The sequence below is a fragment of the Paracoccus isoporae genome (assembly GCF_900101865.1).
In the GTDB taxonomy this organism is placed as follows: domain Bacteria; phylum Pseudomonadota; class Alphaproteobacteria; order Rhodobacterales; family Rhodobacteraceae; genus Paracoccus; species Paracoccus isoporae.
The window spans coordinates 482,693-504,985 of the sequence record NZ_FNAH01000001.1; the positions used below are offsets into that span (position 1 = coordinate 482,693).

General features: G+C 66.4%; 19 protein-coding genes, 1 tRNA gene and 1 riboswitch. Of the genes, 7 read left to right on the top strand and 13 right to left on the bottom strand.

From position 1 onward, the window contains the following. Positions 1-6 precede the first annotated feature (6 nt). A complete protein-coding gene (locus tag BLT73_RS02350) occupies positions 7-1,572 on the bottom strand; it encodes a serine hydrolase domain-containing protein (protein ID WP_090520953.1) in 1,566 nt (521 codons plus the stop codon). A 311-nt stretch (positions 1,573-1,883) separates the two neighbouring features. Here BLT73_RS02350 and mog point away from each other — a divergent pair, with 311 nt between their 5' ends. Genes mog through BLT73_RS02360 form a run of 3 tightly spaced genes read left to right on the top strand, consistent with a single transcriptional unit; the run spans position 1,884 to position 3,028 of the window. Beyond that, positions 1,884-2,429 carry a molybdopterin adenylyltransferase gene (gene mog, locus BLT73_RS02355; RefSeq protein WP_090520480.1) on the top strand — a complete coding sequence of 182 codons (546 nt, stop codon included), beginning with the start codon at positions 1,884-1,886 and terminating at the stop codon, positions 2,427-2,429. Beyond that, complete coding sequence (locus BLT73_RS16945; protein ID WP_143025608.1) at positions 2,426-2,548, top strand: NAD(P)H-dependent oxidoreductase; 123 nt, start codon at positions 2,426-2,428, stop codon at positions 2,546-2,548. Before mog ends, BLT73_RS16945 begins: the two co-directional genes overlap by 4 nt. An 18-nt stretch (positions 2,549-2,566) precedes the next feature. Continuing rightward, positions 2,567-3,028 carry an NAD(P)H-dependent oxidoreductase gene (locus BLT73_RS02360; RefSeq protein WP_090520482.1) on the top strand — a complete coding sequence of 154 codons (462 nt, stop codon included), beginning with the start codon at positions 2,567-2,569 and terminating at the stop codon, positions 3,026-3,028. 9 nt (positions 3,029-3,037) lie between these two features. Here BLT73_RS02360 and BLT73_RS02365 read toward each other — a convergent pair whose 3' ends face one another. The 4 genes from BLT73_RS02365 to gcvT form a co-directional block, all read right to left on the bottom strand. Next, positions 3,038-3,547: a cell wall hydrolase gene (locus BLT73_RS02365; protein WP_090520484.1), complete on the bottom strand. Its 510-nt coding sequence runs from the start codon at positions 3,545-3,547 to the stop codon at positions 3,038-3,040. 161 nt (positions 3,548-3,708) lie between these two features. Then, positions 3,709-6,546, bottom strand: a complete 2,838-nt coding sequence (gene gcvP, locus BLT73_RS02370) for an aminomethyl-transferring glycine dehydrogenase (protein ID WP_090520955.1) — start codon at positions 6,544-6,546, stop codon at positions 3,709-3,711. Positions 6,547-6,637: 91 nt separating this feature from the next. Then, the gene (gene gcvH, locus BLT73_RS02375; RefSeq protein WP_090520486.1) at positions 6,638-6,997 is read right to left on the bottom strand and encodes a glycine cleavage system protein GcvH; all 360 of its coding nucleotides are present in this window, start codon (positions 6,995-6,997) and stop codon (positions 6,638-6,640) included. A gap of 11 nt (positions 6,998-7,008) precedes the next feature. Continuing rightward, a complete protein-coding gene (gene gcvT / locus BLT73_RS02380; RefSeq protein ID WP_090520487.1) occupies positions 7,009-8,130 on the bottom strand; it encodes a glycine cleavage system aminomethyltransferase GcvT in 1,122 nt (373 codons plus the stop codon). A 115-nt stretch (positions 8,131-8,245) separates the two neighbouring features. After that, positions 8,246-8,334, bottom strand: a riboswitch (glycine riboswitch). A gap of 102 nt (positions 8,335-8,436) precedes the next feature. Here gcvT and BLT73_RS02385 point away from each other — a divergent pair. The 3 genes from BLT73_RS02385 to rlmH all read left to right on the top strand — a co-directional run bounded on the left by BLT73_RS02385 (position 8,437) and on the right by rlmH (position 10,907). Next, positions 8,437-9,777 carry a mechanosensitive ion channel family protein gene (locus BLT73_RS02385; RefSeq protein ID WP_090520489.1) on the top strand — a complete coding sequence of 447 codons (1,341 nt, stop codon included), beginning with the start codon at positions 8,437-8,439 and terminating at the stop codon, positions 9,775-9,777. Positions 9,778-9,889: 112 nt separating this feature from the next. After that, positions 9,890-10,273: a ribosome silencing factor gene (gene rsfS, locus BLT73_RS02390; protein ID WP_176804848.1), complete on the top strand. Its 384-nt coding sequence runs from the start codon at positions 9,890-9,892 to the stop codon at positions 10,271-10,273. Between the two features lie 166 nt (positions 10,274-10,439). Next, a complete protein-coding gene (gene rlmH, locus BLT73_RS02395; protein ID WP_090520490.1) occupies positions 10,440-10,907 on the top strand; it encodes a 23S rRNA (pseudouridine(1915)-N(3))-methyltransferase RlmH in 468 nt (155 codons plus the stop codon). Here rlmH and BLT73_RS02400 read toward each other — a convergent pair. The 7 genes from BLT73_RS02400 to BLT73_RS02430 all read right to left on the bottom strand — a co-directional run bounded on the left by BLT73_RS02400 (position 10,895) and on the right by BLT73_RS02430 (position 20,600). Next, positions 10,895-11,248 carry an MliC family protein gene (locus BLT73_RS02400; protein WP_090520492.1) on the bottom strand — a complete coding sequence of 118 codons (354 nt, stop codon included), beginning with the start codon at positions 11,246-11,248 and terminating at the stop codon, positions 10,895-10,897. The two genes, rlmH and BLT73_RS02400, sit on opposite strands and share 13 nt — an antisense overlap. A gap of 42 nt (positions 11,249-11,290) precedes the next feature. Then, positions 11,291-11,635, bottom strand: coding sequence for a hypothetical protein (locus BLT73_RS02405; protein ID WP_176804850.1), 345 nt, complete (start codon positions 11,633-11,635; stop codon positions 11,291-11,293). Positions 11,636-11,736: 101 nt separating this feature from the next. Then, positions 11,737-16,281, bottom strand: coding sequence for a glutamate synthase large subunit (gene gltB / locus BLT73_RS02410; RefSeq protein ID WP_090520496.1), 4,545 nt, complete (start codon positions 16,279-16,281; stop codon positions 11,737-11,739). Further along, entirely contained in the window at positions 16,278-17,057 is a 780-nt protein-coding gene (locus BLT73_RS02415; protein ID WP_176804852.1) for a hypothetical protein, read from the bottom strand. Before BLT73_RS02415 ends, gltB begins: the two co-directional genes overlap by 4 nt. Positions 17,058-17,179: 122 nt before the next feature. Next, positions 17,180-18,661, bottom strand: a complete 1,482-nt coding sequence (locus BLT73_RS02420; protein ID WP_090520499.1) for an NAD(P)-dependent oxidoreductase — start codon at positions 18,659-18,661, stop codon at positions 17,180-17,182. A 144-nt stretch (positions 18,662-18,805) separates the two neighbouring features. Then, a complete protein-coding gene (locus tag BLT73_RS02425) occupies positions 18,806-19,606 on the bottom strand; it encodes an undecaprenyl-diphosphate phosphatase (RefSeq protein WP_090520501.1) in 801 nt (266 codons plus the stop codon). Between the two features lie 7 nt (positions 19,607-19,613). Beyond that, a complete protein-coding gene (locus tag BLT73_RS02430) occupies positions 19,614-20,600 on the bottom strand; it encodes a complex I NDUFA9 subunit family protein (protein WP_090520503.1) in 987 nt (328 codons plus the stop codon). Between the two features lie 171 nt (positions 20,601-20,771). On the opposite strand from BLT73_RS02430, the gene BLT73_RS02435 reads away from it, so the two are divergent. Next, a tRNA-Leu gene (locus BLT73_RS02435) sits at positions 20,772-20,856 on the top strand. Positions 20,857-20,927: 71 nt separating this feature from the next. Here BLT73_RS02435 and BLT73_RS02440 read toward each other — a convergent pair. Next, on the bottom strand, positions 20,928-22,175 hold the full coding sequence (locus BLT73_RS02440; RefSeq protein WP_143025610.1) for an O-antigen ligase family protein: 1,248 nt from the start codon (positions 22,173-22,175) through the stop codon (positions 20,928-20,930). Positions 22,176-22,293: the final 118 nt, after the last annotated feature.

The window sequence follows — 22,293 nt, forward strand, 5'->3', positions numbered from 1 at the left end:
GCAGGATTACCCCGGCGCGCGCCGCAGGAAACGCGACGGGCCGTTTTCTCCGAACAGCTCGATCTCCAGCGCCTCCGCCACCTCGCCCTCGCCCGAGAACACGGCCAGCGAGCGCGAGCCCTCGACCGCATTCTCGGTGACGAAATCGAAGACCATCGTCCGGCCATCCCAAGGGCGCAGCGGCAGCACCATGGCCGCCGGCCCGGCCACCAGCTCCAGCCCGTCGCGGCCCCCGCGCACCTCGACGCTGCCGAAATAGGGATGCTGATAGCTGCCGACCGCCCAGCCCGCATCCGGCGGCGCGGCGGAGGCGCGGGGCGGCGCCATCCCGGCCGTGCTGCCCAGGGGCGTGAAGAAAGGACCGACCAGCCCCTGATAGGCCGCGTACCAGTCCCGGCTGATCCGCCCAAGCTGGGCCAGATCGGTAAAGGAGGCGGCAATCGCCTCCACCGCGCCGACCGGCGCGGCGTTGGACAAGACCACGATCCCCAGATCGAGCGACGGGATCAGCGTGAAGCACGTCCCCGCCCCCATCAGGAACCCGCCCGAATGGCTCAGGCTCTTCCGCCCCGAGGACTCGGTCGACACGTTGAAGCCGAAGCCGTAGAACCCGGCCCGCGCATCCGATGTCGGGGCGGGCACCGACACGGCCTGCGGCGAGATGGCGGGACGCAGCGCCGCAGCCGGGATCAGATCACCCCCATCCGCGAGCATCATCGCCAGCCATTTCGCCATGTCGCTGACCGAGGCGCTGACCCCGCCCGCCGGGGCCTGCGGGTCCGGCTGACGCTGGAACAGCGGCGCGAAACCATCCTCGGTCCTGGCATGGGGCACGGCGCGATCGGCCCGCGCCATGAAGTCGTCGTACCGCGCGCTCGTGGCAGACATGCCGAGCGGCGCGAAGATCTCCTGCGCGACCAGCTCGCTCCAGTCCATCTCGGCCTGCGCCGCCACGGCTTCCGCTGCCGCGGTGAATCCGAAATTCGTATAGGCGTAGCTGTCACGAAAGGCGCTGAGCGGCAAGAGCCGCAGCCGTTCCAGCACCCTGCGCCGACCGAAGCCGATATCCTCCAGATCGTCGCCGGCATGATCGGGCAGGCCGGAGCGATGGCTCAGCAGATCGCCAATGGTCAGCCGCGCGGTCACCGCTGGATCGGACAGCGCGAACCACGGCAGCAGCTCCCGCATCCGGCTGTCCCAACCCACGGCACCCTGCCCGACCCGCGCGGCAATCGCCGTGGCACTGATGGATTTCGACACGGAGGCGAGTTGGAAGACCGTGTCCGGGGTGATCTCATCGGGGGCCGCGATCTCGCGCAATCCGTATCCGCCCGCCTTCACCGTGCGGCCGCCATGAACCACCGCCACGGCGATGCCCGGAACCCCGCTCCGCGCCATCACCTCTGCCACGATCCCGTCAATCGCGGCAATGGCCGCCTCGATCTGCTGCGGCGGCGCATCGAGCGCCACGAAGCGGTTCGGATCCGGCATCTCGCCAGCCGCGCGCATCGGCAACAGCGCCGATACGGCCGCGCCGAGGAACAGCCGCCGCGAAAACCTGAAATCCGTCATCCGTGCCTCCATCATCGCCTGCCCAAGCCTAGGCGCGGGCCGCGCGCACAATCAAGGGTTGAGAGGCCGGGTTTCCCCTTTTGATTCAGACCGAAAACCCCCGCGCTGCGGCCTCAAGCCGTGCGCAGGGTCGGGGACGGGATACCGTCGCCAGCGGCTGCAACAGATGTTCTGCACGCCCGAGCTGCGGATCAAGGCCTCACCACACCGGCGGCATCAAGATAGACCGGGCGGCGCTGCGCCAGTCATCCAGCCGCCCCACATCGCCGCCGGGCTTTCCTTCCCCCGCGCGGGGATGCAGACTTGCCGCCATGACCGACACAGCCGCCCGCCCCGCCCGCGTCGCAATCCTGACCGTCTCCGACCGCGCCGCAGCGGGTGCCTATGAGGACAAGGGCGGCCCCGGCGCCGAGGACTGGCTGCGGCGCACCGTCACCTCGCCGATGGAGATCAGCCGCAGCATCGTCCCCGACGGGCGAGAGGTGGTCGCGTCCCGGCTGCGCGAGCTGTCCGATCAGGGCGCCGATCTGATCCTCGTGACCGGCGGCACCGGCCCCGCACCCCGCGACCTGACGCCAGAGGCGGTGATGGACGTGGCCGAGCGCGAATATCCCGGCTTCGGAGAGGAGATGCGACGCGCCAGCCTGCGCGAGGTGCCGACCGCCATCCTGTCGCGCCAGACCGCGGTCAGCCGCGGGGCCTGCCTGATCATCACCATCCCCGGCAAGCCCTCGGCCATCGCCACCTGCCTCGACGCGGTGTTTGCTGCCGTGCCCTACTGCCTCGACCTGCTCGGCGCCGCCCGGATCGAGACCGACCCGGCACGGATCGAGGCGTTCCGGCCGAAGCCGAAATGAACGCGCTGCTGATCGTCGCCCACCCCGTTCCCGCCAGTCTCAACCGCCATCTGGCAGAGATCGCCGCGAAAGCAGCGCAGGACGCGGGCGCCTCGCTGCGCCGGATCGACCTCTACTAGACCGGGTTCGAGCCGCGCCTGACCGCGGGCGAACGCAGCGCCTATTACGCCGATCCCGGTGCCATCCCCGATGCGCACATCGCGAATCATGGCGCGGCCCTGCAGGCGGCCGAGCTGCTGATCCTCGTCTTCCCGACCTGGTGGTACGGGTTTCCGGCCATCCTGAAAGGCTGGTTCGACCGCGTCTGGCGGCCCGGCATCGCTTTCGATCACGCGCCGGACAAAAGCCGTCTGCACCCGCGCCTGTCCCGGCTTCGGCAGGTGGTGGCAATCACCACCATGGGCTCGCCCGGCTGGATCGACCGGCTGGTGCTGCGCCAGCCGCTGCGCCGGGTGCTGCGGCTGGCCATCCTGCATCCCTGCGCCCCGCAGGCCCGACTGCGCTGGCTGGCGCTCCATGATGCCGAGACCGTCAGCCCCGCGCGTGCCGAACGCTTCGCCCGGCGCATCCGCCGCAGCATCGCGCGCGCCGCGCGCTGAACCTGCGCCTCAGTCGATGGGCCGGCGCGGCACGGGCTGCGTCACCAGGTGTTTTTTGCGCTTCTCGTAGAAGGCATTGCCGCCGGCGGTCAGCACATAGTGCATGTTGCGATAGGGGAATCGGTAGCCATAGGTGTGAAAGAACCGCGCCTTGCCGATGCCCGGCGCGCGCTCGCCGCGCAGCACCGCCCGCGCCGCCTCCTGCACATCCGGCATCGCGCGGGAGTTCATCTTGCGCGTCATCACCCCCGGCGCGAACTGGTTCTTCTGCCCGACCACCCCGCACACCGTGTTCGGAAAATCATCCGAGGCCACGCGGTTCATCACCACATTGCCCACCGCGATCATCCCCACCCGGCTGGAGCGGTTGGCCTCGAAGAAGATGGCGCGTTCCATGCACGCCACATCGCCTTTCGCGCCACGCCGCAACGGCGCGGAATCCCCGCCGCACCCCGCCAGGGCCACGGCCAGAACCGCGCCCATCGCGGCAAGCCGCATCTTCACCGTAACGATCATCATCTGCCCGTTCTGTTTTTCTTGTTTCTGCCTGTGACGGCAGTGTCGCCGGGTCACGTGCCCCGATCAACGAAAAATCGCGTCGGATTGGCGCGCGCCCGGTCCGAGCGCGACAGCGGCACCCGGCACGATGCGCCGCGGCCGGGATCTCAGCCGCCGCCGCTTTATTCCGCCGCTTCGGCGTAATCCTCCAGCGGGGGACAGGTGCAGATCAGGTTGCGGTCGCCATGAACGTTGTCCACACGCCCGACCGGCGGCCAGTATTTATCCACCCGGAAGGCCCCGGCCGGGAAACAACCCTGCTCGCGGCTATAGGGGCGGTCCCACTCCGCGACCAGATCCTCGACCGTATGCGGCGCATGGCGCAGCGGGCTGACCTCCACGTCAACCTCGCCATCGGCCACCGCCTGGATCTCCTCGCGGATCGACAGCAAAGCGGCGATGAATCGGTCGATCTCGGCCTTGGTCTCGCTCTCGGTCGGCTCGACCATCAGCGTGCCGGAGACCGGCCAGCTCATCGTCGGCGCATGGAAACCGTTATCGATCAGCCGCTTGGCGATATCGTCCACCGTCACGCCATGCTCGGCAAAGGGCCGGGTGTCAATGATGCATTCATGCGCCACCCGTCCGCGATTGCCCATGAACAGGATCGGATAGGCCCCGGCCAGACGTGCGGCGATATAGTTCGCGTTCAGGATTGCCACCCGCGTCGCTTGCGTCAGCCCCGGCCCGCCCATCATCAGGATATAGGCCCATGAAATTAGCAGGATCGAGGCACTGCCATAAGGCGCCGCAGAGACCGCGCCGTCGCCCCCGCGCGGATCGCCCGGCAGATGCGGCGCCAGATGCGCCTTGACCCCGATCGGCCCCATGCCCGGCCCGCCGCCGCCATGCGGAATGGCAAAGGTCTTGTGCAGGTTCAGATGGCTGACATCGCCGCCGATCTCTCCGGGTTTCACCAGCCCGACAAGCGCGTTCATATTCGCGCCGTCGATATAGACCTGCCCGCCATACTCATGAGTGATCCGGCAGACCTCGCGCACCGTATCCTCGAACACGCCATGCGTGGACGGATAGGTGATCATCACCGCCGCCAGCCGGTCGCCCGCGGCCTTGGCCTTGTCGCCGAAATCCTCCAGATCGATATCGCCATTCGGCGCCGATTTGACGACCACGACCTTCATGCCGCACATCTGGGCGCTTGCCGGGTTGGTCCCATGCGCGCTTGACGGCACCAGGCACACATCGCGCTGATCGTCGCCATTCGCCCGGTGATAGGCCTGAATGGTCAGCAAGCCCGCATATTCCCCCTGCGCGCCGCTGTTCGGCTGCATCGAGAACGCGTCATAGCCGGTGATCGTGCACAGCTTCTCCGTCAGATCCTCCAGCATCTCGGCATAGCCCGCGGCCTGATCCGCCGGCGCAAAAGGATGCAGCGCGCCGAATTCCGGCCAGGTGATCGGCATCATCTCGGCCGCGGCATTCAGCTTCATCGTGCAGGACCCGAGCGGAATCATCGCCCGATCCAGCGCGAGATCGCGGTCCGAGAGCCGCCGCATATAGCGCATCATCTCCGATTCCGCCCGGTTCATGTGGAACACCGGATGGGTCAGATAATCGCTCTCGCGCAGCAGATCCTCTGGGATCGCGGGCGCGGTCGCGGGGGTCGCGGGATCGGTGATCCCGAAGCTGTCCAGCAGCCGCGCAATGACGCCCGCATCGGTGGTCTCATCGACCGAGATCCCGACGCGATCCCGCCCGATCCTGCGCAGATTGATGTCGTGATTGCGAGCGGCGGCCAGAATCCCCAACTGCCCCACGCCCACCCGCACGGTGATCGTGTCAAAAAACGCCTCCGGCTCCACCTCGGCCCCGGCGGCGCGCAGCGCATCCGCAATCGTCACCGCATGCAGATGCACACGCTGCGCAATGGCCCGCAGCCCCACCGGCCCGTGGAACACGGCATAGAACGACGCCATCACCGCCAGCAAAGCCTGCGCCGTGCAGACATTGCTGGTCGCCTTCTCGCGCCGGATATGCTGCTCGCGCGTTTGCAGCGCGAGGCGATAGGCCTGATTGCCCTTCGCGTCGATGGAGACCCCGACGATCCGCCCCGGCATCGCCCGCTTGAACGCATCCCGGCAGGACATGAAGGCCGCATGAGGCCCGCCATAGCCCATCGGCACGCCGAAACGCTGGCTGGAACCCACGCAGATATCCGCCCCCATCGCGCCGGGCTCGCGCAGCAGGCACAGCGCCAGCAGATCCGTCGCGACAATCGCCACCGCCTTGGCGTCATGCAGCGCGGCGCATTCGGCGCTCAAATCGCGGATATGGCCAAACGTGCCCGGATACTGGAAGATCGCACCGAAGACCGCCTCCGGCTCCAGATCCTCGGGCCGCCCCACGATCACCTCGATCCCCAGTGGTTCCGCCCGCGTCTCGATCACCGCAATCGTCTGCGGATGCAGGTTTTCGGAGACAAAGAACCCCTTCGCCTTCGACTTCGCCACACGCTGCGCCATGGCCATCGCCTCGGCCGCCGCCGTCGCCTCATCCAGCAGCGAGGCATTCGCCACCGGCAGCCCGGTCAGATCGCTGACCATGGTCTGATAATTCAGCAGCGCCTCCAGCCGGCCCTGCGCGATCTCCGGCTGATAGGGCGTATAGGCGGTATACCAGGCCGGGTTTTCCAGGATATTCCGCTGGATCGCCGGCGGCGTCACCGTGCCGTAATAACCCTGCCCGATCAGGCTGGTCATCACCTCGTTCTTCGCCGCAACCGCCCGCATCCTGTCCAGAAGCGCGGCCTCGGACAACGGCGCCCAGTCGAGCGCCGCGTCCTGCCGGATGGAGCCCGGCACGGTCTGCTCGATCAGCGCATCGAGACTCTCCGCCCCCACCGCCGCCAGCATCTCCTCCATCTCGGCCGGAGAGGGTCCGATATGGCGCCGATTGGCAAAATCGTCAGGATTGTAGTCGGTAGGATTCCAACGCGTCATCTCGTCCAGATCTCCGCACACGGGAACATGCCCAATTCTTCTTCACCCGAAATACCCCGGGGGGTCCGGGGGCAGCGCCCCCGGTCCGGCCTCAGCCGATCAGCGCCTTGTACGCCGCCTCGTCCATGAAGCCGTCGATGCTTTCGCCACCGGCCGGCTTGATGCGAAAGAACCACGCCGCCATCGCGTCGTCATTGACCGCGCCGGGATTATCGGCCAGATCGTCATTCACGGCCACGATCTCGCCCGCGATCGGCGCCACGATGTCCGACGCAGCCTTGACAGATTCGATCACCACGATCTCCTCGCCCTTCTCGACCTCGCGGCCGACCTCCGGCAGTTCGACGAAAACGACATCGCCAAGCTGCTCGCTGGCATGGGCGGTGATGCCGACCGTGACCTCGTCACCGTCCTGCTTCAGCCATTCGTGATCTTCGGTGTATTTCAGCATGGGGATGCTCCTCAGCGCTTGTAGTCAGGTGTGATGAAGGGAAGATCGGCGACAGAGACCGGGATCCGCTTGCCCCGCAATTCTGCCCAGACCGTGTCGCCGCTGGCAAGCGTCGCGGGCAGGATCGCCATGGCGACGGGCGCACCGACACTCGGCCCGAACCCGCCCGAACAGACCGTGCCGATCTGCGCGCCGCCCTCGGCCGCGTCGAAGATCGCCACGCCCTCGCGGATCGGCGCGCGGCCCTCGGGGCGCAGCCCGACACGTTTTTTTGCCGGGCCCTCGGCCAGTTCCGCCAGGATCACATCCGCGCCGGGGAACCCGCCCGCCCGCGCACCGTCCCGGCGGCGGATCTTGGGGATCGACCAGCCAAGCGCCGCCGCCCCCGGCGTCACCCCCGCATCCATGTCATGGCCATAAAGCGGCATCCCCGCTTCCAGCCGCAGCGAATCCCGCGCGCCAAGCCCGATCGGAGCCACCGCCGCATCGGCCAGCAGCCGGTCGGCAAACTCCCGCGCCGCCGCCGCGGGCACCGAGATCTCGAATCCGTCCTCGCCCGTATAGCCCGAGCGCGAGACCCACAGCGCCACCCCGTCCCAGTCGAGGATCGCCACATCCATGAATTTCATCGCAGCCGCATCCGGGACCAGCCCGGACAGCACGCCCACCGCCTCCGGCCCCTGCAACGCCAGCAGCGCCCGGTCCGTCACCGGCTCCACGGTGACGCCGTCCAGCGTCTGCAGATGCGCGATGTCCTGATCGGCGCAGGCGGCATTGACGACCAGGAACAGGTGATCCCCGCGATTGGCGATCATCAGATCGTCAAGGATCCCGCCTTGCGCGTTCGTGAACAGGCCATAGCGCTGCCGCCCCTCGGCCAGCCCGAGCAGATTGGCGGGCACCAGCGTTTCCAGCGCGCGCGCCGCATCCTCCGCAGTGCCGGAGGGCGCGCGCAGGATCACCTGCCCCATATGGCTCACATCGAACAGCCCGGCCTTCTCGCGGGTATGCAGATGTTCCGCCATCACCCCGGCCTTGTACTGGACCGGCATCTCCCATCCGGCAAAGGGCACCATCTTCGCGCCAAGCGACAGATGGAGTTCGTGAAGCGGTGTGCGTTTCAGTTCAGTCAAGAGCATCCTCCCAGCGTGTGGCCCCGCGCCGTTGGCTGCCCCCTCTGTCCCTGCCGTCGCCGGCGCCTGAGATCGTTATCCTTCGGCGGGCCCTTGCGGACCACTCTTCAGAGTTTATGCGGAACCGGTCCCTTTGCCTGAGAGATTACCGGGGCGGTTGCTCCTTCGGCCCTGGCCTGCGCCAGCGTCTCCCGTGTTCCGGCTGCACGCCTAGCCCGACAAAGGGCGGTCAGGCAAGCGGAAACTCATCTTTGTTCATCCGCACGGGCCTTGCAGAGCCTGCCCGGCGGCGGTCTAATTGAACATATGGAAGGTATCGCCCCCCCTGACGCCATCATCGACGCCGCCGGCGGGTTCTGGCAGGAGCTGGACCAGATCGCGCGCACCATGCTGCTGCCCTCGCGGCTCAATCAGGTGCTCGCGGTGCTGGTGATGATCCTGGCCGCGCATCTGCTGGCCCGGCTGCTGTCGCCGCGTCTGCGGCTCTGGCTGCGGCGGCGCGAGGGCTGGGCGAAATGGCGGCTGCGGCTGGGGCTGGTGATCGACCGGCGGCTGCGGCTGATCCTGTTCTCGGCCATGGCCTGGATCGTGGTGCTGGTCATGCGCGAGGTGACATGGCCGTCGCTCAGCCATGTGATCCGGCTGGCGGCGACGATTGCCACCGCGGTGCTGTTCATCGCCTTTGCCTCACGGCTGATCGTGAACCCGCTGATGCGGCGCATCGCGAAATGGGCGGCCTGGATCTGGGCGGTGCTGTATCTGCTGGACCTGACACCCGCGGCAGCCCAGCTCATGGACAGCATCGCGATCAGCATCGGCTCGTTCCGCCTCTCGGCGCTGACCGTCCTGCAGGCGCTCGCGGTGATGACCGCGCTGCTGGCGGGGGCGCGGCTGCTGACCGGGGTGCTGACCCGGCGGCTGGCCGACACCGCGGATCTGTCGCCCACCATGCGGGTGCTCACCGCCAAGATCCTGCAGGTGGCGCTGTTCACCCTGGCGGTGGTGATCGGGCTCAAGGCGATCGGGCTGGACCTGACCGGGCTTGCGGTGTTTTCCGGCGCGGTCGGCGTCGGGCTTGGCTTCGGCCTGCAGAAGGTGGTCTCGAACCTCGTCTCCGGCGTCATCATCCTGCTCGACAAATCGGTGAAGCCCGGCGACGTCATCAGCCTGGGCGACACGTTCGGCTGGATCGACGCGCTCGGCGCCCGCTATGTCTCGGTGGTCACGCGCGACGGCAAGGAATTCCTGATCCCGAACGAGGATCTGGTCACCAGCCAGGTGGTGAACTGGTCGCATACCAATAATTTCGTGCGGCTGGACGTGCATTTCGGCACCGCCTATGGCGATGATCCGCACAAGGTCTCCAAGGTTGCGATCAACGCAGCCATGACCGTCAAGCGCGTGCTGGCGCAGCGCACGCCGGTCTGCTGGATCACCGGTTTCGGCGACAGCTCGGTCGATTACGTGCTGCGCTTCTGGATCTCGGATGCGCAGGGCGGGCTCACCAATGTGCGCGGCCAGGTGTTCCTGGCGCTGTGGGACGCGTTCAAGGAACATGACATCTCCATCCCCTTCCCACAGCGCGAGGTGCGGGTGCTGGGCGACGAGGACGGCGCCACGCCGCCGAAATTCATCGCCGGTGATTGAGAATAGCCGCATGAATGCTATATTGAGATCAGCCCGGCGCCGGGGCGATCAGGCGCGATGACCGGAGGATGAACCCCTGTCCACCCAAGTCCAATCGGCCGTACAGCCGAATGTGACCGCCGCGCCGCATGATCTGAGCAGCGACGAGATCCTGCAGCGCATCCTGACCTCTCTTGACTATGACAAGGCCGAGGATGTCGTGACGATCGATCTTCGCGGCCGCTCCGCCATGGCCGATCACATGGTCATCGCATCCGGGCGCAACGCCCGCCAGGTCGCCACCATCGCCGAAAAACTCGCCCAGCGGGTCAAGGACGCCACCGGCCGATCCGCCCGGATCGAGGGCAAGGATGCCGGCGACTGGGTGCTGATCGACACCGACGATGTCGTCGTCCATGTGTTCCGGCCCGAAGTCCGCGACTTCTACCAGCTCGAGAAGATGTGGATGCCCAGCGACCAGCTCAAGGCGCTGCGCAGCGACACCGCCGCGCATTAAGCGCCCCGGGGCTGCCGCGCGCGGAGCATCGCCGGCCGCCACGACCCCATCTTCCTGCCCGCGCAAGGATGCGGGCGGGACCGGCTGTCCAGAAACCCCCGTTGCGCAAGCCACCAGCCCCGGCGCAGCCGCTTGACGCCTCGCCGCCCGCGCCGCAAAACACCCCATGCGCATCACCCTCCTCGCCGTCGGCCGTCTGCGGAAATCGCCCGAGCTGACCCTGATCGACGACTATCTCGACCGCTTCGCCAGGACCGGCCGCAGCCTCGGCCTGCCGCCGGTGCAGGTGATCGAGGTCGAGGACAAGCGCGGCGGCGGCATGGCCGCCGAGGCCCCGCTGATCGAACGCGCCATCCCCGCCGGATCCTTCGTGGTGATGATGGATGAGCGCGGCGAGCAGCCCAGCTCACCCGATTTTGCCGACCGGCTCGCCGCGCTGCGCGATCAGGGCCGCGACATCTGCCTCGTCATCGGCGGCGCGGACGGGCTGGACCCAGGCCTGCGCCAGCGCGCCGACTGGCAGATCAGCCTCGGCCGCATGGTCTGGCCGCATATGCTGGTGCGTGTGATGCTGGCCGAACAGCTCTACCGCGCCGCCTCGATCCTGGCCGGCGCGCCCTATCACCGGGCCTGAGCCACCCCGTCGCAGTCCCGGTACAGCGGAATATCCTCATCGCCGATCAGGCTCGCCGTGGCGGCATTCCCCTTGGTGAACAGCTCCATCCGGCCATCATCGGACAGGTAGCGCGCGCCGGAACCCGACGGCGCGATCTCCAGCGTCACCAGCCGCCCGCCATCCTGCAGAACCGCGAAGCTCCCATCCCCGGCATTGATGAAGGCCACCGACAGGCGCCGCGCATCCGCACAGGTGTAATCCAGAACCGCCATTTGCGATTGCGCAGACGCCGCGACCGGCAGGGTAAGACACAGCCCCGCCAGCAAGGCGGCAATCGGTTTCGTGGGGATTTGGCGCATGACGCGACTCCGTATGGATCCGGCACATCCTCGCCGGGGGGATCAGCCCTCCGGCGTCAGATCGGCGCGGAAGATCATGTAGCGCAGGCTGAAGCCGCGCGGATCGTCATGCGGCAATTCCTGCACGCAGACCGGCTTGTCGCCCGGCTCGTCCTCCAGGCACAGCAGCCCGTCATCGCGCCACCACCGGCCCTTCTGCTCCAGCTCGGTCTCGGTGGATCGCTGCCCGATCACCCGCCCGTCCGCCAGGAACGCCACCCGCCCGCGGGCGAGGCCCGGCACCACCACATCGTAGAATCGGTCCGTGACCATCTCCGACGCCACTGGCCCACCCGACGGCCAGGTCGTCAGCATCCCGCCCAGCAGGAGAAGAGTTGCAATCCGCATCCAGAAAAGCGCCTTCGGAACCAGCACGTTACTCGACGTCACTATGCCATCAAATGACAACGGGGGCCAGATGGCCCCCGCTGAATTGCCCGTGAGGAAGGTTACTCGGCCGGCATGGCCGCCAGATCGCCGCTTTCGGCAATCGGATGCTCCAGGTTGGGCAGCATCTCCTTGGGGCAGATCTGCAGGAAATGCGCCTTCTCGCGGTCCCAGTTGTCCAGGATCTCGCGCGCCTTGACCGAATTGGTCTCCTCGGCATGGCGCGCGATCAGCCCTTTCAGCTCATCTTCCCAATGCGCCACCGTGACCGGGCAGGTCACCAGCGTCTCCGGGTTGATATAGTTCTGCGCCACCCCGTCCGGGTCATACAGATAGGCCATCCCCCCGGTCATCCCGGCGCCGAAATTGGTCCCCACCCGGCCCAGGATCACCGCCACACCGCCGGTCATGTATTCACACCCATTCGTGCCGCAGCCCTCGATCACCACCTTCGCGCCCGAGTTGCGCACCGCGAAGCGTTCTCCCGCGCGCCCGGCGGCGAACAGATAGCCGTCGGTCGCACCATAGAGCACGGTATTGCCGATGATGACGTTGTCCTCCGCGACCAGCGGCGAGACCATCTGCGGGCGCACGACGATCATGCCGCCCGACAGCCCCTTGCCGACATAGTCATTCGCGTCGCCCGAGACCTCGATCTTCAGCCCCGGCGCGGCAAACGCACCCAGCGACTGACCGGCACTGCCCGACAGCCGCACCGTCAGGTGATCGGGTTGCAGATTGTTCCGCATCCCGAAGGTCTGCACAATCATCGACGAGGTCCGCGTGCCGATGGTCCGCAGCGTGTTCCGCACCGCATAATGCAGCTGCATCTTCTCGCCCGCGCTGAAGAAGCGTTCCGCATCGCGGATGATCTCGGCATCCAGCGTGTCCATCACCGCATTGCGCGGCTTGGTGCGGTCATAGACGATCTTGTCCGCGCCATCGACGGTGATCAAAAGCGGGTTCAGATCCAGATCGTCCAGATGGGCCGAGCCACGGCTGACCTGAGTCAGCAGATCGGCGCGCCCGATCACCTCATCCAGAGACCGCGCCCCGATGCTGGCCAGCACCTCGCGCACCTCGGTCGCATAGAAGGTGATCAGGTTGACGACCTTGTCAGCCGAGCCGTTGAAGATCGCGCGCAGCTTTTCATCCTGCGTGCAGACCCCCACCGGGCAGGTATTCGACTGGCACTGACGCACCATGATACAGCCCATGGCGATCAGTGCTGCGGTGCCGATGCCGTATTCCTCGGCCCCCATCATCGCCGCCATGACGATGTCGCGGCCCGTGCGCAGCCCGCCATCGGTGCGCAGCGTCACCCGCTCGCGCAGATTGTTCATGGCGAGCACCTGATGCGCCTCGGTCAGCCCCATCTCCCAGGGCAGACCGGCGAACTTGATCGACGTCGCGGGCGAGGCCCCGGTGCCGCCATTATGGCCCGAAATCAGGATCACATCGGCCTTGGCCTTGGCCACGCCCGCCGCAATCGTGCCGACACCGCTGGAGGCCACCAGCTTCACCGTGATCTTGGCACGCGGGTTGATCTGCTTCAGGTCATAGATGAGCTGCGCCAGATCCTCGATGGAATAGATATCGTGATGCGGCGGCGGCGAAATCAGCGTGACACCCGGCGTCGAATGGCGCAGCCGCGCGATCAGCTTCGTCACCTTCATGCCGGGCAACTGCCCGCCCTCGCCGGGCTTGGCGCCCTGGGCCACCTTGATTTCCAGCTCTTCGCAGGCGTTCAGATATTCCGCCGTGACCCCGAACCGGCCCGACGCCACCTGCTTGATCTTGGCGCAGGGATTGTCGCCATTGGGCAGCGGATGGCTATGCGCCGGATCCTCGCCGCCCTCGCCGGAATCCGACTTGGCGCCGATCCGGTTCATGGCGATGTTCAGCGTCATATGCGCCTCGGGCGACAATGCGCCCAGGCTCATCCCCGGCGTCACGAAGCGCTTGCGGATCGAGGTGATCGATTCGACCTCCTCGATCGGGACCGGCTTGCCCATCGGCTTGATGTCCAGAAGATCGCGCACATGGATCGGCGGATTCGACCGCATCGCCTTGGAGAACTGTTTCCACACGTCATAGCTGGCCTTTTCGCAGGCCAGTTGCAGAAGCCGCATGGTGTTGGCTTCCCAGGCATGTTTCTCGCCCAAGCGGCGCAGCTTGTAGAAGCCCCCCACCGGCAGCAGATCGGCGTCGCCGGCAAAGCCGCGCGCATGAACCTCTTCCAGCTTGTGCTGGATGCCGTGCAGACCGATCCCGGAGATCCGGCTCTGCATGCCAGGGAAATATTCGTTCACGAGCGCGCGCGACAAACCCACCGCCTCGAAGTTCAGCCCGCCCCGATAGGAGGACAGGACCGAAATCCCCATCTTCGCCATGATCTTCAGCAGCCCCGCATCCACCGCATCGCGGTAGCGGCGCATATTCTCGATCAGCGTGCCCTCCAGCAGCCCCCGGTCGATCCGGTCGGCAATGCTGTCCTGCGCGAGATAGGGATTCACCGTCGTCGCCCCGCATCCGATCAGCACCGCGAAATAATGCGGGTCGATACATTCGGCGGACCGGATGTTGAGCGAACAGAAGGTCCGCAGCCCTTTCCGCGTCAGCCAGCTATGCACGGCCGAGGTCACCAGGATCATCGGCATGCCCACCCGGTCGGCCCCCAGCTTCTCGTCGGTCAGCACGAGCTGCCCCGCCCCGGAACGCACCGCGTCCTCGGCCTCGGCCCGGACCCGCGCCAATGCCTCGCCCAGCGCCTCAGGCCCGGCATCCTTCGGGAAGGAGCAGTCGATCACCGTCGCCGCATCGCCGAACATGTTCATCATCTCGGCGAATTCGCCATTGGCGACAAACGGCGTCTCCAGCAGCAGGATCTCGGTCTGCGCGCTCGATTCGTCCAGCACGTTCTTGAGGTTCCCGAACCGCGTCTTCAGCGACATCACCCGCGTCTCGCGCAGGCTGTCGATGGGCGGGTTCGTCACCTGGCTGAAATTCTGCCGGAAGAAATGGCTCAGCGGCCGGTATTGCTTGGACAGCACCGCCGGCGGCGTGTCGTCGCCCATCGAGGCCAGCGCCTCCTTGCCGTCCTCCGCCATGGGCGAGAGCACGTTCTCCAGCTCCTCGATGGAATAGCCCGCCGCGGTCTGGCGCCGGCGCAGCTCCTCGCCGCGGAAGGTCAGCTCCTCGGGCAGATCGCGCATCTCCTCGGACAGTTGCACGACCTTCTCGATCCACTCGCCGAAGGGCTGCGACCCGGCCAGCCGGTCCTTGATCTCCGAATCGTGGTAAAGCTTGCCCTCTTCCATATCGACGCAGATCATCTGCCCCGGCCCCAGCGCGCCCTTCTCGACCGCGCTCGCCTCATCGACCGGCACCATGCCGACCTCGGATCCGGCGATCAGCAGATTGTCGCCCGTCACCACATAGCGCATCGGACGCAGCCCGTTGCGGTCCAGCCCGCCGCAGACCCAGCGCCCGTCGGTCATCGCCAGCGCCGCCGGGCCGTCCCAGGGCTCCATCACCGCGTTGCAATAGGCATACATGTCGGCCCAGGCCTTCGGCATGTCGGTCACAGCCTTCGACCAGCTCTCCGGCACCAGCATGGTCTTGGTCATCGGCGCCGACCGGCCCGAGCGCACCATCACCTCGAACACCGCGTCCAGTGCCGCGGAATCCGACGACCCGCCCGGCACGATGGGCTTGATGTCCTCCGCCATGTCCCCGAAGGCGGATGAGGCCATGCGGATCTCGTGGCTGCGCATCCAGTTCAGATTGCCCTTCAGCGTGTTGATCTCGCCGTTATGGGCCAGCATGCGGAAAGGCTGGGCCAGCCACCATTGCGGGAAGGTGTTGGTCGAATAGCGCTGATGATAGATCGCGAACGCGCTCTCGAAGCGCTCATCCTTCAGGTCGGGATAGAACTCCGCCACCTGCTCGGCCAGCATCATCCCCTTGTAGATCACGCTGCGGCAGGACAGCGAACAGAAATAAAGCTGCGGGATCTGTGCGGCGGCCGCCGCCTTCTCGATCCTGCGGCGGATGATATACAGCTCGCGCTCGAACTCGACCGCCGACAGCCCCTTCTCGTTGCGGATCAGGATCTGCTCGATCTCGGGCCGGGTCGCATTGGCCTTCTCGCCCAGCACGGAAATATCCACCGGCACATGCCGCCAGCCATAGATATAGTGACCCATGCGGATCACCTCGGTCTCGACGATGGTGCGGCAGCGCTCCTGCGCGCCGAAATCGGTGCGCGGCAGGAAGACCTGCCCGACCGCGATCAGCTTGTCCTTGTCCGGCTCATGCCCGGTGCGGCGGATCTGGTCATAGAAGAACGGCACCGGGATCTGGACATGGATCCCCGCCCCGTCGCCGGTCTTGCCATCCGCATCCACCGCGCCGCGATGCCAGATCGCCTTCAGCGCGTCGATGCCGTTCTGCACCACCTGGCGCGACGGCGTGCCGTCGATGCTGACCACCAGACCCACCCCGCAGGAGGAATGCTCGTCCTCGGCGCGATAGAGGCTGTTTTCCGCCATCCAGTTGCGGCGGGCGTCTTCGCGGGCTTGCCAGTCTTGCGGAAATTCAGTCATGGGACGACCTCCTGAAAAGAGATGCTCTGTGCAGCTTGCGGCAGCGCCGCCTGCGTGTTCATCGGGGGCGCGGTCAGCCGCGCCGGGATCTGGTCGGCGCGCGCCGGGCCGGGTCCGGGGCCGGACCGCACCATCTGCATGTCGCAATCGTAAAGCGGCTCGGTCGATCCGAACCCGGCCTCTCCGGGCGTGGCGAAGGCGACCGGCGTATCGTTGGTTTCCTGCACCGCGCCGGTCCAGTCCTCGGACCGCTTGAGGCCGCCATAGAAGCGCCCGTGATCGCGGCTGACGAATTGCTGACCTGCCGAGTCGATCAGCAACTGCCCGTCCTCGGAAAATGTCCGCAGCTCGAACTCGGTCAGTTCCAGCCTGACCCCGTCGATCACCGCGGTCTCGCCGGTCAACCGGTCCTCGCCGATATTGCGCAGTCGCTCGCCGGTGTTGGACAGCGTCCAGAAATCGAAATCGTCCCGGCCGGTGCGCAGCAGCGTGGTCAGCGAGGCGTGATCGGCCGACTCCTCGATCAGAACATCGCTCAGCCCGGTGCGCAGATCGTTCGATTCCAGCCAGCGCGTCTCGGCGTCGATGACGGAGTGATAGCTCGCCCCCTCGCGGTTGTAATAGGTGACATGCTGATCGCCCGGCGCATCGGCCTCGCAGCGGTAATGCTGCGCCACGACACAGCCGCGAAGCTGCACGGTCATCTCCAGTGCGCAGCCGTCCGGCGGCCCGAATTGCTGCGCCTGTGCGGGCGAAAGGGTCAGAAAGGCTGACATGAACGCGCATGCGCCGATACAGGCCCCGATCGGCGCGGATGCGCGCCGCGCAACGCCTCCGTGCGCAGCCTGTGTACGCGCGGTGTACAGCCTGTGTACGCCATGTGCGGCGCGCTGTGCCATCACTCCGCCGCGACCTGCGCGGTCTCGCTCAGATAGGCGGCGATGCTGTCGGCGGCCTCGCGCCCGTCGCGGATCGCCCAGACGACAAGGCTCGCACCCCGGACGATATCGCCCACCGCATAGACGCCCGGCAGGCTGGTCTGGTGGCTGCCGAACTCCGCCTTGATCGTGCCCCAGCGGGTCACTTCCAGCCCCTCGACCCCCCAGAGCCGCGGCAGCTCCTCGGGCTCGAAACCCAGCGCCTTGATGACCATCTCGGCGGGCTCGTCGTAGTCCGCCCCCTCGATCAGCTCCGGGCTCTGGCGGCCCGACACATCGGGCTTGCCCAGCCGCATCTTCTGGACCCGCACGGCCGAGATATGGGCCTGTTCGTCATTGATCGGCGTGTCGATGCCGCTCTCGCCCTCGACCGCCCCGACAAAGCTTCCGGGCGCCGACAGCCAGACGAATTCGACGCCCTCTTCCTCGGCATTCTGCACCTCGCGCTGAGAGCCGGGCATGTTCGTCCGGTCCCGCCGATACAGGCATTTCACCGATGTCGCGCCCTGCCTGATTGCCGTGCGCACGCAGTCCATCGCTGTATCGCCGCCGCCGATGACCAGCACCCGCTTGCCCTTCGCGTCCAGCTCGCCATCGGCGTAATCCGGGATCTCGTCGCCCAGATCGATCCGGTTCGAAGCGGTCAGGAAATCCAGCGCCCGGATCACGCCCTTGGCGGCGGCATTGTCGATGTCGAGATCGCGGGTCTTGTAGACGCCGGTCGCGATCAGCACAGCGTCATGCTTGCCGCGGATCGCGTCAAAGCTGATATCCTCGCCGACATTGGCGTTCAGCACGAACTCCACCCCGCCCTCTTCAAGCTGGCGGTTGCGGCGCTCGACAATGTCCTTCTCCAGCTTGAAGCCGGGAATGCCATAGATCATCAACCCGCCGGCGCGGTCATGCCGGTCATAGACCGTCACCTGGAACCCCATGCGCCGCAGCCGGTCGGCGGCGGCCAGCCCGCCCGGCCCCGCGCCGATGATGCCGACGGACTCACCGCGCTCCTGTGCCGGGCGGATCGGCTCCACCCAGCCTTCGTCGAATGCGGTGTCGGTGATGTATTTCTCGATCGCGCCAATGGTGACGGTGCCATGCCCCGACTGCTCGATGACGCAATTGCCTTCGCACAGCCGGTCCTGCGGGCAGATGCGGCCGCAGATCTCGGGGAAAGTGTTGGTCTGCTGGCTGACGGCGTACGCCTCCTGCAACCGCCCCTCGGCGGTCAGGCGCAGCCAGTCGGGGATGTTGTTATGCAGCGGGCAATGGCTCTGACAATAGGGCACGCCGCATTGGCTGCACCGGCTCGCCTGCTCGGCGGCTTTGGCGGCGGCGAATTCCTGGTAGATCTCATGGAAATCGTCGCTGCGCTCCTCAGCCGACCGCTTTTCGGGCATCTCCCGCCCGACATCGACAAATTTGAGCATCTTCTGCGTGGCCATGCGCTGCGCCCCCAATTCTCACTCCCCACTCCCCTACACAGGCAAAAGAACGATTAAAAGGCAGCATAACTGACCTAAATGCCATTTTAATGGTCAGACAGAGAAGAAAGGCGGCATTCGACCGACAAAATAGGTCAGATTGGCTTACCCACCAGCCGCAAGCGCCAGCAAAACAACGGTTCCGACGATGATTCGCCACCAGCCGAACAGCGCGTATCCGTGCCGCGAGACGTAGCCGAGCAGCCACTTGACCACGATCACGGCCGAAAAGAAGGCGCAGACGAAGCCGATGGCGATATTCCCGAGCGCCTGCCCGTCCAGAATATCGCGATTCTGCATCAGATCATAGGCAAAGGCGCCGGCCATGGTCGGCATGGACAGGAAGAACGAGAACTCTGCCGCGGCGCGCTTTCCGACACCCATCAGCATCGCCCCCACGATCGTCGCGCCGGAGCGTGAGACGCCGGGGATCATCGCGAGGCACTGAATGAAGCCGATGCCGACCGCCATGGGCAGGGTAATCGCCTCGGCCTGCTCCACCCGCGGCGTGGGCGCATGGCGGTCCACGATCAGGATGATGATCCCGCCGATCACCAGCATCGAGGCGATCAGCACCGGGGTCTCGAACAGCACGGTCTTGATGATTTCATGCGCCATCACGCCGATGACGGCGGCCGGCAGGAAGGCCAGCAGCACGGCGAGGATAAAGCGCCGCGCCGCCGGGTCATGCGGCGCGGAGGAGAACAGCGACCACAGCCGCCCGGCATAGACGCCCAGGATGGCCAGGATCGCGCCGAGCTGGATCAGCACCTCGAAGGCGCGGCCGGGGCTGTCGAAGCCAAGGAAATGTCCGGCCAGCAGGATATGGCCAGTCGAGGAAACCGGGATGAACTCGGTCAGCCCTTCCAGCAGACCCAGCAGGGCCGCGGCAATCGTGTTGTCCATGATGCTCTCAGCGTGTCCGCAGGTTTTTGGCGGATGCGGTCATGTCGGCATATTGACCGTTGGGACGGAACCGCCAGAGATACTCGTCGATGACCGCCCCCGGAGAGAGCGGCTCGATCCCCAGCTCGGCGAAGCCACGCGCTTGCGGCGACACGACATTGTCCTGCCGCAGCAGCCGCACCTGGTCCCGCGTCAGGATCCGGTTGGTCAGCAAGCCGCCGGTGATCTTAGATCCGATGTCGAAGATTCCGCCGACGATGCCCGACAGCCAGAATGGCAGGTTCACCACGAGGCGGCGGCGATAGCTGGCCTTAAGCGTCTGATCCACGATTTCGCGCAGCGTCATCACGTCGGGTCCGCCAAGCTCATAGATCCCCGGCGCGGCCTGGCCCAGCACGGCCATTTCCGCCGCGGCGGCCACATCATCGACATAGACCGGCTGCATCCGCGTCGCGCCGCCGGTGATCGGCAGCACCGGCCCCATGCCGGCCATGGCCGCGAAGCGTTCATACACGCCGCCCTCCGGTCCGAACATCACCGAGGGGCGCAGGATCACCGCATCCGCGAAATGCGCCAGCACCTGCGCCTCGCCCCCGGCCTTGGAGGACGCGTAATCGCTGTCCGATTCGGCATCCGCGCCGATGGCCGAGACATGCACCATGCGCGACACGCCGGTCTCGGCGGCCAGACGCGCGATGCGGCCCGCGCCGTCGGCCTGCACGGCCTCGAAGCGGTTCCTGCCCTCGTTGACCATGATGCCGACGCAGTTCACCACCGCCTCGGCATCGGCCATCGCCGCGCGCACCGACAGATCGTCCCGGATGTTGCACGGCACCGGCTCGACCTGGCCCACCGCGCCATAGGTCCGCACAAAAAGCGCCTCGCTGGGGCGGCGCACGGCCACCCGCACGCGCCAGCCATGCTTGGCCATCCGCCGGGCGATCTGGCGTCCGACAAAACCGGAACCGCCGTAAATCGTGACGATCTTCGACATGGAGCAGCCCTCTTGCTAGCGGCGTCGTCCCCGCTGATAACGTGCCGGGCCGGGGCGGGCAAGCTGCAGGCGCCGGCTCCGGGCCATTGCAGCGGTGGCAGGCGCAAGATTCTGCGAAATCCCCGTTGACACCCCTTGGCCGCAGGGATAATCACCCGCCTCACGACACCTGCCCAGGTGGCGGAATTGGTAGACGCGCACGGTTCAGGTCCGTGTGCCGCAAGGCGTGGAAGTTCGAGTCTTCTCCTGGGCACCAAAAGACCCCGCAGACCACCCGGTCCGCGGGGTCTTTTGTTTGCGGCACCTGTGGAACATCTCGGGACCGCCTCAGTAGCCCGTCTCTTCCTCCGCGCGCGCCGCCACGCTGACCGCGATGGCGAGCAGCCAGGGCACCACCCAGAACCGCGCGTAGTAATGGGTGATTCCCATCTGCGCGAAGGCCAGCATCAGCGTCATCACGATGGTCAGCGCGCCGAACCAGCGGGTCGCCCTGCGCGCCCAGACCGGCCAGGCGATATACAGCCCCGTGACCTGCAGCCCGAAATGACCCAGCAGGCTGATGAGCCCGCCCTCCGCCAGCAGCAGCAGATAGACATTATGCACCGGCGCCTGATAGCTGCTGACCACGCGATACTGGTCGGCCCCGAGGCCGAGAAAAATCGTGTCGCGTGAGATCGCGAAGGCCTCGCGCATCAGCGCCAGCCGATCCTCGAAGGTTCCGGCCTCGCTGACATCGCCGCTTTCCAACGCGCCGAAGACCCGCTCCATGAACACCTCGGGCAGGAACAGATCCCCCCATGTCAGCAGAACATAGATGAACGCTCCCGCGCCGAGGGCCATGCCGATCAGCACGCGCAGCGCGCCGCTGAACAAGGCCAGGCAGGACGCGCCGATGGCGGTCAGCAGGAAGCCGGAATTCGACCCCGTCAGCAGCAGCCCCCAGACGAGCGGCGCCAGAACCACGGGCAGCAGCCACGGCCTGAGTTCCTTGATGAAGAACAGCCAGAGCGTGAAGGTGATGGCAATCGCGGCAAGTGCCGCGGTGGCGTTCTCACGCTCGACCAGGCCGGCCAGGCGGCCATTGCGGCTGACGAATCGCAGATCCTCGGGGGTGTAGACCACCGCCCATGCGCCGTGGATCAGCACCATCACCATTGCCGCCACGAAAACCTTGATGAGGAACACCAGTTCCTGCCGGTCGCGCTGCATGAACAGAAGCGGCAGCAGGATCAGCGAAAAGCAATACTGGCCGACCACGACGAGGCCGTTCAGAAGATCCCCGTTCATCGCCGAACCGATGATCAGCCCGAAGGTCAGCATCAGCACGCTGATGAGCCATCCCGCCGTCGCCTGACCGAACGGATAAAGCGGCAGCCGGCCCTGCACGAACATCACCGAGATCGTCGCCAGCGCGAACAGATCACCGAGCGTCACATAGGCGAAATCCGCGCGAAGGAAGTTGATCGGCGACAGGAACACCGCGATGGTCGCCAGCATCATGTCGGCGCGGAAAAACGTCTCTCCCCGTGCCGCGCCCGCCTCAATCGGCCTTGGCGCTGCCGCAAGATCACTCATCGACTCGGTCCAAACTCGTTACCTCGGCGATTATGAAGGCAGCAAAAATATGCGGCAAGGCGCTTTGTTGCGCAGGGCAGCCATGCTAATCATAACACGTTGTTTACTGGGGTCCGGC